Here is a 14,264-nt window from a genome sequence, read left to right as displayed (position 1 = left end):
GAAGAAATGGAGGGTTTTAAAACGAAACAGATACGCGTTTTGAAAGCGTTGTCTATAGTTAACAAATAATTAAATGAAACAGGACGACAGACATTTATGTTAACAGTGCATCATTTGGATAATTCCCGTTCGCAGCGAATCTTATGGATGCTCGAAGAACTGGACATTCCTTACGAAATCAAACGTTATCAGCGGGATAAAAAATCCATGCTGGCACCGGCATCACTCAAAAAAATTCATCCTCTGGGCAAGTCACCCGTACTGGAAGATAACGGACTGATCCTCGCGGAATCCGGCGCCATTATTGAATACCTGCAGGAGGTGTATGACGATGCGGGCACGCTGAAACCCACGGCGTTTGCCGAGCGTCAGCAATATCGTTACTGGATGCACTACGCTGAAGGATCGCTGATGCCTTTGCTGGTCATGAAGCTGATTTTCAGCCGTCTGGGTCAACCGCCAATGCCATGGCTGATCCGCCCGATTGCCGGCGCGATCGGGCAGGGCGTGCAGAAAAATTATCTGGATAAACAGATCCATACTCATCTGGATTATCTTGAACAGCACCTGGTAACTCATCCTTATTTTGCCGGTTATCAGTTCAGCGCAGCAGATATTCAGATGAGTTTCCCGATAGAAGCGATCAATGCCCGGTCCGGACTTGGGAAATACCCGCAACTGAATGCCTGGCTATCAAATGTGACTGCACGTCCGGCCTATCAGAAGGCGCTGGAAAACGGCGGACCATTTAATATTTTACGTTAATCCATTACGCGCTTTTATATTATTCAGGCATTGATTGCGCGTGATGGGGTACGCAATCAGCGCCTGATAAAAATAAACCACAATAAATACCCTGCTATTTATTTCGCCTCTTTTTCTTCCTTTTTTGGCACCGGATAAATTTCCACCACAATCGCGTTTTTATTGACCGGACAACGGTAAATTATTGCCATTCACAGTTGATGTGCGCCGGTTAAAGGCGAGATAATCGTTTGCGTACCTCCCCTTCATACTTCACGTTGCAGACGTGTTGGCTACGGTCGGTCACCCGAATCACTTACCTGAGTAAGCTCATCGGGATTCCCTTCCTTGCCGCCTTCCTGCAACATGAATTATTTGGGGCGTTTTTTTAATGAGTCCCCGCCATACGCGCTGCGAGTTAAACGTTTGCTTTGCCGTACTGACGCTGTTTCCGGCGATTCAGGACGACAAATAAGGAAAGGAACGTGCAGAAACGGTTTCATAATGACCACGCCGGCTAATCAGTAAAGACATTCAGAGGATTTTCCATGTCGAGTCAACAACCTCAGGCGGGCAGCGCCGTTGCGCCAAAAAGCCCGCTTGATGCTTTTTTCAAAATGAGTGCGCGTGGCAGTAATGTCCGTCAGGAAGTGATAGCGGGCTTAACGACTTTCCTGGCGATGGTATATTCGGTCATTGTCGTGCCATCCATGCTCGGCAAAGCAGGCTTCTCGCCAAGTGCAGTATTTGTTGCGACCTGTCTGGTTGCCGGTTTTGGTTCCTTGCTGATGGGCCTGTGGGCAAACCTGCCGCTGGCGATTGGTTGCGCCATTTCTCTGACTGCCTTTACCGCTTTTAGTCTGGTTTTGGGCCAGCATATCAGCGTACCGGTGGCACTCGGCGCGGTATTTCTGATGGGCGTCTTGTTCACTATTATCTCGGTGACGGGCATCCGTTCGTGGATTTTGCGCAATCTGCCAACAGGCGTTGCGCATGGCACCGGTATCGGTATTGGTTTATTCCTGTTACTGATCGCCGCCAACGGTGTTGGCCTGGTGGTGAAAAACCCGCTGGACGGCTTACCGGTGGCACTTGGCGCGTTCACCTCTTTCCCGGTAGTGATGACATTACTCGGTCTGGCGGTGATTTTTGGCCTGGAGAAACTGCGTGTTCCGGGTGGCATCTTGCTGGTGATTATCGCGATTTCGATTATCGGCCTGATCTTCGATCCTGCCGTGAAATATCAGGGTTTGTTTGCGATACCTTCTCTGGCAGGCGCTGACGGCAAATCGGTGATTTTCGATCTGGATATCATGGGCGCGCTGAAAGCTGCGGTATTACCCAGTGTACTGGCCCTGGTGATGACGGCGGTGTTTGATGCCACCGGCACCATTCGCGCGGTCGCCGGTCAGGCCAATCTACTGGATGAAAACGGGCAGATCATCAGCGGCGGCAAAGCCCTGACGGCTGACTCCGTGAGCAGTATTTTCGCTTCCCTGGTTGGCGCTTCTCCGGCTGCGGTTTATATCGAATCGGCAGCCGGCACGGCGGCTGGCGGTAAAACCGGCCTGACAGCCACCGTGGTCGGTGTGCTATTCCTGCTGATGTTGTTCCTGTCTCCGCTGTCTTATCTGGTTCCTGCTTACGCCACCGCACCTGCGCTGATGTACGTTGGTCTGCTGATGCTCAGCAACGTCACCAAACTGGATTTCAGCGATTTTGTTGACGCGATGTCAGGGTTACTTTGCGCGGTCTTTATTGTTCTGACCTGTAACATTGTCACCGGCATTATGCTCGGTTTCAGCGCACTGGTGATTGGCCGTATTTTCTCCGGCGAATGGCGTAAACTTAACGCTGGGACGGTGATTATCGCTGTGGCGCTGGTGGCGTTTTATGCGGGCGGATGGGCGATCTGATCTGTTTGCTCCTCTCTCTTCGCAGGGGGAGGAGCAAATCCTCTCTGATGTAACCGCACGCACTGATTTAAATCACATCTCCTTTTGATCTACTATTCCTTAGTTCGCTCCGGACTCACTCACCTGCGTCTGGCTGAAATTTATAAAAACAAGAGTCTAAGGAAAGCATGGAAATCTTCTTTACCATTCTGATTTTGATTCTGGTGGTGTCGCTCTCCGGCGTCGTCACCAGAATGTTGCCGTTTCAGGTTCCTCTTCCGTTAATGCAGATTGCTGTCGGTGCTTTGCTGGCCTGGCCAAATTTTGGTTTGCATGTGGATTTCGATCCTGAGCTGTTTCTCGTCCTTTTTATCCCGCCGTTACTGTTTGCTGATGGCTGGAAAACCCCGACCCGCGAATTCCTCCACCACGGGCGCGAAATTCTCGGGCTGGCACTGGTGCTGGTGTTACTCACCGTCGTCGGTATTGGCTATCTGATTTATATGATGGTGCCGAATATCCCGCTGGTGGCCGCGTTCGCGCTGGCAGCCGTGCTTTCACCAACCGATGCCGTGGCGTTGGGCGGGATTGTCGGTAAGGGGCGTATTCCGAAGTCGATCATGGGCGTGCTGGAAGGTGAGGCGCTGATGAATGACGCATCCGGCCTGGTCTCCCTGAAATTTGCTATTGCTGTGGCGATGGGCACGATGATTTTTACCGTCGGCGGTGCAACGGTCGAATTTCTTAAAGTGGCGATCGGCGGCCTGATGGCCGGTGTGGCGGTGACGTGGTTATACAGTAAATCGCTGCGCATCATGAGCCGCTGGAGCGGTGATGATCCGGCGACACAAATTGTCTTCCTGCTGCTGCTGCCGTTCGCCTCGTATCTGATTGCCGAACATATCGGTGTGTCGGGCATTCTGGCCGCAGTGGCGGCGGGGATGACCATCAGCCAGTCCGGCATTATACGTAACGCGCCACTGGCGATGCGCCTGCGCGCGAACAGCGTGTGGGCGATGCTTGAGTTTGTGTTCAACGGCATGGTGTTTATCATGCTGGGCCTGCAATTACCGGGGATCCTTGAGAACTCTATCGATCAGGCCACACACGACCCGTCTATTGTGACATGGCATCTGTTTGCCGACGTCGGGATTATCTATTTTGCGCTGCTGATCCTGCGTTTCGTCTGGCTGTGGGTAATGAAGAGTTTCAGCAACCGTTTTCTGAAAAAGAAACCGCTGCTGTTTGGCAACTACAGCACGCGTGAGCTGTGGGTGGCCTCTTTTGCGGGTGTGCGAGGGGCCATTACGCTGGCCGGTGTGTTGTCGATTCCGTTATTCCTGGCTGATGGTTCGGCGTTCCCGTCGCGTTATCAACTGGTCTTTCTGGCGACCGGCGTCATTCTTTTCTCACTGATTGCCGGCGTGATTGCCTTGCCGTTCCTGCTCAGAGGTGTGGTGGTGGCTGACGGCACGACCTACCGTGAAGAAGAACGCATGGCGAAATCGATCGCTGCAGAAGTGGCGATCGAAAGCCTGCATAAAATGGAAGAACGTCTGGCGGCAGATACCGAAGAAAATATTGATGAACAGACGCTGAAGGAGATCAGTTCGCGGGTGATCGGGACGTTACGACGACGCACGGCAAACCGTGATGATATGGAAACCGCGCTGAAGCTGGAAAATCTGGAGCGCCGCTTCCGTCTGACTGCACTGCGTGCGGAACGTGGTGAGCTTTATCATCTGCGCGCCACGCAGAAAATCAGTAACGAGACCCTGCAAAAACTGCTGCATGATCTGGACTTACTCGAAGCATTGTTAGTCGAAAAAGAAGTGTAAAAGTTACAAGCAATATCAGGAACCGCGTGTGCTGCAACGTTCACGCGGTTTTTATTTCCCACTAACTTCCCGCTATTTCCAGTAATCCCTGCACAGAGTGATCCAGGCCTGCGCACTGTGCGAGAGATAACTGCCCTGATGCCAGATAAGCCCGAGCTGCCACGGCATCAGCGGATCCAGCGGTAGCCACATCAGCGCATTTTTATCCAGCCGCTGGCAGACCGGTTCCGGCAAAATCGCCACACCCATACCGGTTTGTACCATCGCTGCCAGGAAATCCCATTGCCCGCTGCGTGCCGCAATTTTTGGCGTAAAACCGTGTGAGGCGAAGGCATCCATCAGCTGGCGGTACAGGGCAAAATCTTCGTTATAAATCAGGATGCTTTCTTCAGCCAGTTCGCTTATCGACATACGCGTCCTGTTCAGCCAGTGCGGGGTGCGGGGCATCACCACACACATCGGATGGCTGAAAAGCGGCAGAGAGGCAATAGAAGGCACAGCGTCCGCCGGCAGGGCGGTGAGGGCCAGATCCAGTTCGCCGGATATCACCGCCTGTTGCACCGTCAGGCCGCCAAACTCGGAAATAATCAGTTCGATGCCGGGATATTGCTGGCGAAAGCTGCCGATAAGCGGCGCAATTTGCGTACCGACCATCGGGGGGATGCCCAGCCGTAAATGACCGGATTTCAGCGAGTTAATGTCTTCCAGTTCTGCTTCCAGCTGGCGAAACTCTTCAAGAATATTCAGGCCGCGCTGATACAACGCCTGACCACTGTCGGTCAGCCGTAAGCGGCGTCCTTCGCGGACAATCAGCGTGCATGCCAGTTCTTCTTCCAGATGACGCAGCATTTTGCTGATTGTCGGCTGGGTGACAAATAACTTTTCCGCTGCGCGGGTAAAGCTCTGCTGGCGAACCACTTCGACAAAATAGCGTAAGGTACGAACGTCCATGGGCGGATATTTTCCCGGTCAGATCGGCGAGTCACGAAGTATTCCAAACTGGAATCATTTTTATAATTTTAATTCATTTCTTTACCGGTTTCCTGCCAGCGTATACTTCTTTTTCACTCTTTCCTCTTTCGAGGTTATTCCCATGTTGTTGGCGTTGCGCACTAAAGCGCCGTCCCTGCTGACCCGTTGCCAGATCCCTGTTCAGGTGGTGCTGTATGCGGTGTTATTCGTTATAGCCGATCGCCTTGTCACTGCGCTCCATCTGCCTTTGCCTGCCAATATTGTCGGGATGCTGATGCTTTTGCTGCTGATTATGTTCCGTATTTTACCGGTGAAATGGGTGAAAGCCGGTTCCCGCTGGCTGCTGGCAGAGATGCTGTTGTTCTTTGTGCCGGCCGTGGTGGCTGTGGTGAATTACGCCCAGTTGCTGATGATCGAAGGCTGGAAAATCTTTCTGGTGATTGGTATCAGCACGATGCTGACGCTCGGGGCGACCGCAGTGGTCGTTGATAAAGTGTATCGTCTGGAGCAACGTCTGGCGGCGAGGAAGGCAAACCGTGACTGATTTACTGATCAGCATGTTGTGTTTCGTGGTCACCCTCGGGCTGTATTATGGCAACAAAAAACTGTACCGCCAGAAACGCACATTGCTCCTGATGCCGCTGGTGTTCACACCCATCGTGCTGGTGATTTTGCTGGTGGTGACGCATACGTCGTATCAGGATTACATCGGTGAAACGCACTGGTTGCTGTGGTTGCTCGGGCCGTCAACCATCGCGTTTGCGGTGCCGGTTTACGAAAATATGGCAGTGATCCGTCGTCACTGGATGTCACTCAGTGCAGGCGTGCTGACGGCGATAGTGGTTGCCGTCAGCAGTTCGGTCTGGCTGGCACGCATGCTGACGCTGCCGGAAGAAATCCAGCGCAGCCTGGCGGTACGCTCCATCACTACGCCTTTTGCGCTGGCCGCCGCTAAACAAATGGGTGGCCAGCCGGATCTGGTGGCGCTGTTTGTGGTGATCACGGGCGTCTTTGGTATGGCGGTCGGCGATATGCTGTTTCTGCGCCTGGCGGTAAAAAGCGGCCTCGCAAAAGGTGCCGGTTTCGGTGCGGCGTCACACGGTGCGGGCACGGCGAGAGCTTATGAACTGGGTGCGGAAGAAGGTGTGGTGTCGAGCCTGGTGATGATGCTGGCGGGGGTTGTCACGGTGGTGATTGCGCCGGTGATCGGGGGGCTGATGTGGTGATGATCTTTTGAAAAAGATCTGAAACTTTAAGTTCAAATTCAAATTCAAGGTTGTGGGCGTCGGCCCACACCGACCAGAGACCCGGTAACACGCGGGCCTCTGGACTCCGCGCTTTTTAACTGCGTGCTTCGCTCGCTGGCCATGTTTCAGGTGCGGCAGCGACAGCCGCAAAATCCTGCCGCTGCGCGGTGCCCTCCCGTCGGGTTACAACCCGCGCAAACTACCGCGCGGTTTTCCACCTCTCGTCCGGCGATATTTTGGAACCGGCCTCAACGTTAACCTCACAACCTCACCATCTTCTTTAAAAAAGCCTGCGGGCGATTCAGAAAGCTTGCTGAACGGAGCGGCCTGGAGACCAGAGGCTCCAGGACCGAGGGAAGGAACCGCGCAGCGGCAAGATTTCCAGCCTGTCACTGTGGTGGCTGAAACATAGCCAGCGAGCGATAGCGCGTGTTGAAAAAGCGAGGGGAAATCCAAAAGGGGAAAAGCACTTTCCCCTTTTGGGCGGTTTCGGCGGCAGCCGCTAAGCGAGCACCGCTATTGAGAAACCGAAACCTTCACCATTCCGTTCATATGCCGGTCAAGCTGCGGCCTCAGCTTAATGGATCACCTGCGATAAGAACTCCCGCGTCCTCGCTGATTTCGGATTGGCGAAGAACTCCAGTGGTGGTGCCTGTTCGACGATCTCCCCGCGATCCATAAAGATCACCCGGTCGGCGACGGTTCTGGCAAAGCCCATTTCATGCGTCACGCACAACATAGTCATGCCTTCTTCTGCCAGCGTAATCATGGTGTCCAGTACCTCTTTCACCATTTCAGGGTCGAGTGCAGACGTGGGTTCATCAAACAGCATGATTTTAGGCTTCATACACAGCGAACGGGCGATGGCTACGCGCTGCTGCTGACCACCGGAAAGCTGACCGGGGAATTTATGCGCATGTTCGGCGATGCGCACACGTTTCAGGTAATGCATCGCCAGTTCTTCGGCTTCCTTCTTCGGCATCTTACGCACCCAGCACGGCGCCAGGGTACAGTTCTGCAACACGGTCAGATGCGGGAACAGGTTGAAGTGCTGAAATACCATACCGACTTCGGTGCGTACGCGTTCGATATTGCGCAAGTCATCGTTCAGTTCAGTGCCGTCCACGACGATGCGCCCTTGCTGGTGCTCTTCCAGATGGTTAATGCAACGAATGGTCGTTGACTTCCCGGAGCCGGAAGGGCCGCATAACACGATACGTTCACGCGGTTTCACGCTCAGGTTGATATCTTTCAATACGTGGAACTGTCCGTACCACTTGTTCACGTTTTCCAGCGTGATCATCATATTTTGGTTTTCAGTGACTTGATGGTCGCTCATGGTTTACCTCAGTGTGCGGAACGTCCGGTGTGAAAGCGTCTTTCCAAATGCTGGCTATAACGCGACATGCTAAAACAGAAAATCCAGTAGACGGCGGCGGCGAAGACATAGCCTTCGGTCGACATGCCGAGCCATTCGGGATCGACGGTGGCTTGCTGAACGCTGCTAAACAAGTCGAACAGGCCGATAATGATCACCAGACTGGTGTCCTTGAACAGCGCGATAATGGTATTGACCAGACCCGGTATCACCATTTTCAGCGCCTGCGGCAGAATGACTAAGCCTTGCGTTTTCCAGTAGCCGAGCGCCAGTGACTCGGCGGCCTCGGTCTGACCTTTCGGCAGCGCCTGTAACCCGCCGCGTACCACTTCCGCGACGTACGCGGACTGGAACAACACAACCCCCACCAGTGCACGCACCAGTTTGTCGATATTTGTCCCTTCGGTCATAAACAGCGGCAGCATCACCGAGGACATAAACAGCACGGTGATAAGCGGCACGCCGCGCCAGAATTCGATGAAAATCACTGAGAGAATGCGCACGACAGGCAGGCTTGAACGCCGTGCCAGCGCCAGCATAATGCCCAGCGGTAACGCACCGGCAATACCGACTGCGGCAATGATCAGCGTCAGCGTCAGGCCGCCCCATTGGCGGGTTTCGACGCGACTCAGCCCCAGGAAACCGCCGTACAGCATGATCCAGGTGAAAATCGGGAAGAGCACCATCCAGCACGCGATATAACGTCCGCGCCGGGGCATGGCTTTAAAGAAGATCGGCGCAAGAGTCAGCAGACCGACGATCAGTGTGACGTTGATACGCCAGCGTTGATCGAACGGATACAGCCCGTACATGAATTGCCCGAAACGTGCATGGACAAAGACCCAGCACGCGCCAGCTTTGGTGCAGTCAGTGCGCGCGGTGCCGACCCAGTTGGCCTGGAAAATCACCCAGTTCAACAACGGGGGGATCACCAGCCACATCAGCCATATACAGAACAAAGTCAGCAGGCTGTTAAACCAGCTGGAGAAGAGATTTTTACGCGCCCAGAGCACGGCGATACCAAGTGGCGTACCGGGCTTCACGGCTCTGACTCCCGGAGGAAGTGTTGTCATTGTCATGGGATTCCCTTAACGCTCGACCAGTGCGATACGGCGGTTGTAAATGTTCATCAGGAAGGAAATTACCAGGCTGATGATCAGGTAGACTGACATCGTAATAGCAATGGTTTCAATCGCCTGACCGGTCTGGTTGAGCACGGTACCGGCGAACAGCGATACCATATCCGGATAGCCAATTGCTGCCGCCAGAGAAGAGTTTTTCACGATGTTCAGATACTGACTGGTCAGTGGTGGAATAATCACCCGCATCGCCTGCGGCAAAATGACCTGACGCAGGGTGACCGGATTCGGCAGACCTAACGAACGGGCGGCCTCATGCTGGCCGTGCGAAACAGACTGGATACCGGAGCGGATTACTTCGGCGATAAAGGTTGAGGTATAGACCGATAACGCCAGCGTTAACGCTGCCAGTTCCGGGATCAACACCATGCCGCCACGGAAGTTGAAACCGCGCAGTGCAGGCTCGTCCCAGTGCAATGCAGGCCCGAAAAACAGGTGTGCCAGCGCCGGAAATGCAACGATCATGACAATCGCCCACGGCCAGATGTGCCAGATCCGGCCGGTGTGTATCTGTCGGAAATGGTTGTAGCGTTGCAGTGCAATGATGCCAAAAATAGCCAGCAGCACGGCGATAAAACCCGCCAGACTTCCCGGTGCCAGTTCCGGTGACGGCAGGTACAGACCGCGGTTACTGACAAAAGCCAGGTCAAAAGCATTCAGGCTTTGACGCGGCCCCGGCAGGTTACGCAGTACGGCGAAATACCAGAAGAAGATTTGCAGCAGCGGTGGAATGTTGCGGAACGTTTCGATATACACCGTCGAGACTTTACGAATCAGCCAGTTATCGGAAAGGCGCCCTAAGCCGATAATGAACCCGAGAATCGAGGCAAAAACGATACACAACGCAGAAACCAGCAGGGTATTCAGCAGACCGATAACAAATACGCGCGCATAGGTGTCGCCTTCCTGATAGTCAATCAGATGCTGAACAATGCCGAAACCGGCACCTTTTTCAAGAAACGCAAATCCCGAGGTGATCCCTCGTGTTGTCAGATTGGTAATGGTGTTGTGGAGCAGGTAACCCAGACAGGCCACCAGCAACACCACCGCGAAAATTTGGTAAATCCAGGCTCGTACGGCTGGGTTTGCCAGCGAGAACGAGACTTTTCCGGTTGGGCGTTGCGACATAAGAACCTCGACCTGCAGGTAAAACAGTGGAAGTGATGCACCGGGGAACGACCGGTCCATCAGCTTCCTTTATCAGACTGAACTTTTGTTTATCCAAAGTAACTGGCGTTGCAGCAAGGCGGCAAGGGAGGGAATCCCGATGAGCTGACACGGGTCAGTGATTCGGGTGACCGAATGCCGTTAACGCCGCTGCAACGTCAAGTACGAAGGATAAAATCAACGGACAGGGGGTGCGTACTGGATGCCGCCTTTATTCCAGAGGGCGTTCTGGCCACGTTTAATTTTCAACTCGCTGCCCTGACCGACGTTGCGCTCGAAGCTTTCGCCGTAGTTACCCACTTGCTTAACGATTTTCACGACCCAGTCGTTAGGCACTTTCAGGTCAGCACCGTAAGTCCCGGTTTTGCCCAGCAGGTTGCTCATATCAGGTGTCGTCGGGTTAGCCGCCAGTTGAACAACGTTCTGAGAAGTCACGCCCATTTCTTCAGCATTGAGCATCGCGAACAGTGACCAGCGAACGATCGCCAGCCAGTCTTCATCACCACGGCGCACAACAGGTCCCAGCGGTTCTTTAGAGATAACTTCCGGCAGCACAATGAAATCATCCGGTTTGCCCAGTTTGATACGCAGTGCATACAGCTGAGACTGGTCAGAAGCCAGGGTGTCACAACGACCGGAGTCCAGCGCTTTGGCGCTTTCATCTGAACGGTCAAAGGTCACCGGGGTGTAAGTCATTTTGTTGGCTTTGAAGTAATCAGCCACGTTCAGCTCGGTATCTGTACCGGCCTGCAGACAGACCGTTGCGCCATCGAGTTCTTTGGCGCTTTTCAGACCCGCTTTCTGGTGGGTCAGGAAGCCGATACCGTCGTAGTAGTTTACGCCGGCGAAAATCATGCCCATGCCCGCATCGCGGGAAGAGGTCCAGGTGGTATTACGGGACAGGATATCCACTTCGCCAGACTGCAGGGCGGTGAAGCGCTCTTTCGCGGTCAGCGGGGTATATTTCACTTTCTCAGAATCACCAAACACCGCAGCAGCCACCGCGCGGCACACATCAACGTCGATACCGGTAAATTTGCCTTTGGAGTCAGCGTAAGAGAAGCCTGGCAAGCCATCGCTAATACCGCACTGAATAAAGCCTTTCTTTTTTACTGCATCCAGAGTGGTACCTGCATGAGCCTGACCAGCCAGTGTCACGAAGCTTGCTGCGGCAATCAGTGTTGAGAGCAATATTTTTTTCATAAAGCGTCCTGTGAGACAAAACTGAAAATTATTATTGTGTGAGTGCCGGAGCACCCTGTCTGTTATGGGGCAACGCCCTCTGCACCTGTCTTTGCAAAGGGAGTGCCAACATGAAAAATGCCCCATCAATCAAGTTGCATAGAGGAATTGCACAGTAACATTGACGAGGTGTATAAAATTTATTGCTCTCTTTCAGTGCGTGGTCAATGTGACTGCCTTAAATGAGTGCGGAATATTTCAATATTGGAGTGCAGATCGCGATGTTTGCAGCGAAGTGAAATATGCCCTCATATTTGGAAAAAAATGAGGCAAAACCATGAGCAAATCTCTCAGTTCGGATGAGCTGAGAGATAAATTGGCATGACGGGGTGTAAAACCGGGGCAGTGCAGCGGAGAAAAACGGGACGTCTTATTTGGCCTGATCTTTACTGCCTGTGATCAGTTTGCGTGCAGCCGCGATCTGGTCGCTATCCGGTGCTTTGGGTTTGGCTTTATTGAGCGCGGTGCTGAGGCCTGAACGTCCCCAGAGGTCAAAGCTGTCATCATCTTTGAGATGGTCGAAGATAGACGGTGTTGCGTCGTTTTTTTTAGCCATGAAAGTTACAGATCTCTTAATGGGATGCGATGAATGAAAAAAGCCCGACGCGGTGGCATCGGGCTGAGGGTTTATCCACTCTTGCGCTTATCAATAAAGCGAAGGTGCACCCGCCGGGCGGGTTTTAAAGCGGCGGTGCAGCCAGAGATACTGATCGGGTGCACGCATAATTTCTTTTTCGATTACCCGGTTCATGTAGGCGGCGGCTGCCATTTCATCATCGAGCGGGTAATCCTGTAATTGGGGCTGGATCACCAGTTCATAACCGGTACCGCCAGCTTTACGTACCAGCACGACAGTCACCAGCGCAGGTTTTGCCAGACGTGCCAGCATAAAGGTTCCGCTGGTGGTTGCGGCCTGATCGACCGCAAACAGAGGGGCAAATACGCTGCCGCGCGGGCCGTAATCCTGATCCGGTGCAAACCAGACGGCTTCGCCTTTTTTCAGCGCGTGAACCATACCGCGTAAATCTTTGCGATCGAGCATCGCCTTGTTAGACCGCATACGGCCCCAGGTCTGCACAAATTCCATCGCTTTATTGTTGTGCGGTCGGTACATCGCCATCATCGGCTGACATAAGCCCATCGCACGGCCGCCTAATTCCAGCGACATAAAGTGTACGCCAATCACCAGCACACCCTGTTTATTTTCCTGCGCCTTTTTCAGGTTATGCAGGCCGCTGACATCAAACCAGCGTTTTACACGGGCGTCCGACCAGAACCAGGCCATGCCGGTTTCCAGCAGACCCATGCCGAGGGATTCAAAGTTGCTGATGATGCGCGCTTCGACCTGATCAGAAGGGAGATCCGGGAAGCACAATTGCAGGTTACGGCGCGTTATTGATACACGGCGTTTCAGGAAGCGCATGGACGTTCGGCCCAACCAGATGCCGAGGCGATTTAACACCGGATAAGGGAGTTGAACCAGCAGGAACAGAACGCCAAGACCAAACCAGGTCAGCCAGTAACGTGGACGTAAAAAAGATGCGCGAAAACGAGGAGATGTCATAAAAGCCCAATCATATGCATAAAAAACCGGGGGTAACGCGTCAGGGGTTTGCTCAGTCGCGATACGGATTGTCTGTTAAAGAGTGGGACAACATCAAGGTGTAAACGTTTTCGAAAGTACACAAATTGACTCACTTTTACTTAATCAAGACATAATTTTAAAAGGCGGGATCGCGAAGCTGAAGGGCTGTCCGTAGGCGTTGAGCGGGGCGAATACGACTCTTGAGGCGAGTATAACATGCCGCGTGATCTAACCGCAGAGGGGAATCGTCCGATAAACGCACTATTTACTGTTTCTTTACGGAAGGGTTTACACAACAAAATGAAAACGCTACCGAAAGAAGGGAGTTTTCCTTCAGACGTCGCAGTTACACCCGCAGGATATTTCAGCACGCTCCTTTGGCGAAGCATGCTGAAAAGGGGAGTATCAGCGATATAACGGATTACTCATCACAGAATATCGGCCACTGCCATACAGCGCGATCACCACAGCAGCCATGAAATAATAAACGATATCTTCAATTGCCCATGCGCCGACCGGAGAGAGCGCGAAGGTGTGGTGGACACCGACCATCAGCCAGGCGACGACCATGGTCGCAGCCGCAGAGAGCGCCGCGAGGCGGGTGAAAATCCCCAGTATCATCATAACAGGAGCGATCACCTCACCAATGATCACGCCGTAGGCGACAAATGCCGGAATACCATATCCTGCCAGCATGCCCTGAATGCCGCCCAGTCCGTCGTGCAGCTTATGCCAGCCGTGAAAAATCAGCAGGCCATAGGTGATCCGCAACAGCAAAATCGCCAGATCCGGTTTGTTCAGTGCAGCGGTAAAACGGAGATAAAGTTGCTTCATCAGTATCACTCCTGGAGACATTTTATTGTCTCTATAAAGTAATTCTTAATCACTGAATGCAGGGGATAATTATTCTCATTTGGGTTGATCTGGATTAGGTTTTGCGCAGATTTTGGACTAAAGGTTTTTCGATAAAGCAGAAAACAAAAAGGCGCTCCCCTTACGGAAAAGCGCCTTTTTAAGACATGAGCTGATGAATATCAGTTCATGCCGTATTCTAACA

13 protein-coding genes are annotated in these 14,264 nt (G+C 53.0%); 5 read left to right on the top strand and 8 right to left on the bottom strand.

The window, feature by feature from the left end:
• Positions 1-96 precede the first annotated feature (96 nt).
• The 3 genes from J1785_RS11235 (at position 97) to J1785_RS11225 (ending at position 4,477) form a co-directional block, all read left to right on the top strand.
• Positions 97-765 (top strand): glutathione S-transferase family protein, encoded by a 669-nt coding sequence (locus J1785_RS11235; protein ID WP_129954780.1) that lies wholly within the window; start codon positions 97-99, stop codon positions 763-765.
• 527 nt (positions 766-1,292) lie between these two features.
• Positions 1,293-2,660: an NCS2 family permease gene (locus tag J1785_RS11230; protein ID WP_129991961.1), complete on the top strand. Its 1,368-nt coding sequence runs from the start codon at positions 1,293-1,295 to the stop codon at positions 2,658-2,660.
• A gap of 167 nt (positions 2,661-2,827) precedes the next feature.
• Positions 2,828-4,477, top strand: a complete 1,650-nt coding sequence (locus J1785_RS11225; protein WP_129954778.1) for a Na+/H+ antiporter — start codon at positions 2,828-2,830, stop codon at positions 4,475-4,477.
• Positions 4,478-4,549: 72 nt separating this feature from the next.
• Here the strand turns inward: J1785_RS11225 and J1785_RS11220 are convergent, their stop codons facing one another.
• Positions 4,550-5,428 carry a LysR family transcriptional regulator gene (locus J1785_RS11220; protein ID WP_129954777.1) on the bottom strand — a complete coding sequence of 293 codons (879 nt, stop codon included), beginning with the start codon at positions 5,426-5,428 and terminating at the stop codon, positions 4,550-4,552.
• A gap of 142 nt (positions 5,429-5,570) precedes the next feature.
• On the opposite strand from J1785_RS11220, the gene J1785_RS11215 reads away from it, so the two are divergent.
• Positions 5,571-5,993, top strand: coding sequence for a CidA/LrgA family protein (locus tag J1785_RS11215; protein ID WP_129954776.1), 423 nt, complete (start codon positions 5,571-5,573; stop codon positions 5,991-5,993).
• Positions 5,986-6,675: an LrgB family protein gene (locus tag J1785_RS11210; RefSeq protein WP_129954775.1), complete on the top strand. Its 690-nt coding sequence runs from the start codon at positions 5,986-5,988 to the stop codon at positions 6,673-6,675. The genes J1785_RS11215 and J1785_RS11210 overlap by 8 nt, the downstream gene beginning before the upstream one ends.
• A gap of 598 nt (positions 6,676-7,273) precedes the next feature.
• On the opposite strand, the gene J1785_RS11205 is transcribed toward J1785_RS11210, so the two are convergent.
• The 7 genes from J1785_RS11205 to J1785_RS11175 form a co-directional block, all read right to left on the bottom strand.
• Positions 7,274-8,035 (bottom strand): amino acid ABC transporter ATP-binding protein, encoded by a 762-nt coding sequence (locus tag J1785_RS11205; protein WP_013577309.1) that lies wholly within the window; start codon positions 8,033-8,035, stop codon positions 7,274-7,276.
• Between the two features lie 8 nt (positions 8,036-8,043).
• Positions 8,044-9,153, bottom strand: coding sequence for an amino acid ABC transporter permease (locus J1785_RS11200; protein WP_370278360.1), 1,110 nt, complete (start codon positions 9,151-9,153; stop codon positions 8,044-8,046).
• 9 nt (positions 9,154-9,162) lie between these two features.
• Positions 9,163-10,341: an amino acid ABC transporter permease gene (locus J1785_RS11195; protein ID WP_129954774.1), complete on the bottom strand. Its 1,179-nt coding sequence runs from the start codon at positions 10,339-10,341 to the stop codon at positions 9,163-9,165.
• A 216-nt stretch (positions 10,342-10,557) separates the two neighbouring features.
• Positions 10,558-11,583, bottom strand: coding sequence for an amino acid ABC transporter substrate-binding protein (locus J1785_RS11190; protein WP_129954773.1), 1,026 nt, complete (start codon positions 11,581-11,583; stop codon positions 10,558-10,560).
• Between the two features lie 409 nt (positions 11,584-11,992).
• Entirely contained in the window at positions 11,993-12,178 is a 186-nt protein-coding gene (locus tag J1785_RS11185; protein WP_129954772.1) for a hypothetical protein, read from the bottom strand.
• 90 nt (positions 12,179-12,268) lie between these two features.
• A complete protein-coding gene (lpxP, locus tag J1785_RS11180) occupies positions 12,269-13,186 on the bottom strand; it encodes a kdo(2)-lipid IV(A) palmitoleoyltransferase (RefSeq protein WP_129991964.1) in 918 nt (305 codons plus the stop codon).
• Positions 13,187-13,612: 426 nt separating this feature from the next.
• The gene (locus tag J1785_RS11175; protein ID WP_129954770.1) at positions 13,613-14,041 is read right to left on the bottom strand and encodes a DoxX family protein; all 429 of its coding nucleotides are present in this window, start codon (positions 14,039-14,041) and stop codon (positions 13,613-13,615) included.
• Between the last annotated feature and the right edge of the window lie 223 nt (positions 14,042-14,264).

The sequence above is a fragment of the Rahnella perminowiae genome, from assembly GCF_019049755.1.
Lineage (GTDB): Bacteria > Pseudomonadota > Gammaproteobacteria > Enterobacterales > Enterobacteriaceae > Rahnella > Rahnella perminowiae.
This window is presented reverse-complemented; position numbering and strand designations above follow the sequence as displayed.

Excerpts from the sequence above, each read along its gene's own strand:
- J1785_RS11195 (WP_129954774.1), bottom strand. The coding sequence starts at position 10,341 with ATGTCGCAACGCCCAACCGGAAAAGTCTCGTTCTCGCTGGCAAACCCA.
- J1785_RS11205 (WP_013577309.1), bottom strand. The coding sequence starts at position 8,035 with ATGAGCGACCATCAAGTCACTGAAAACCAAAATATGATGATCACGCTG.
- J1785_RS11230 (WP_129991961.1), top strand. The coding sequence starts at position 1,293 with ATGTCGAGTCAACAACCTCAGGCGGGCAGCGCCGTTGCGCCAAAAAGC.
- J1785_RS11200 (WP_370278360.1), bottom strand. The coding sequence starts at position 9,153 with ATGACAATGACAACACTTCCTCCGGGAGTCAGAGCCGTGAAGCCCGGT.
- J1785_RS11215 (WP_129954776.1), top strand. The coding sequence starts at position 5,571 with ATGTTGTTGGCGTTGCGCACTAAAGCGCCGTCCCTGCTGACCCGTTGC.
- J1785_RS11235 (WP_129954780.1), top strand. The coding sequence starts at position 97 with ATGTTAACAGTGCATCATTTGGATAATTCCCGTTCGCAGCGAATCTTA.
- J1785_RS11185 (WP_129954772.1), bottom strand. The coding sequence starts at position 12,178 with ATGGCTAAAAAAAACGACGCAACACCGTCTATCTTCGACCATCTCAAA.
- J1785_RS11190 (WP_129954773.1), bottom strand. The coding sequence starts at position 11,583 with ATGAAAAAAATATTGCTCTCAACACTGATTGCCGCAGCAAGCTTCGTG.
- lpxP (WP_129991964.1), bottom strand. The coding sequence starts at position 13,186 with ATGACATCTCCTCGTTTTCGCGCATCTTTTTTACGTCCACGTTACTGG.
- J1785_RS11175 (WP_129954770.1), bottom strand. The coding sequence starts at position 14,041 with ATGAAGCAACTTTATCTCCGTTTTACCGCTGCACTGAACAAACCGGAT.
- J1785_RS11225 (WP_129954778.1), top strand. The coding sequence starts at position 2,828 with ATGGAAATCTTCTTTACCATTCTGATTTTGATTCTGGTGGTGTCGCTC.
- J1785_RS11220 (WP_129954777.1), bottom strand. The coding sequence starts at position 5,428 with ATGGACGTTCGTACCTTACGCTATTTTGTCGAAGTGGTTCGCCAGCAG.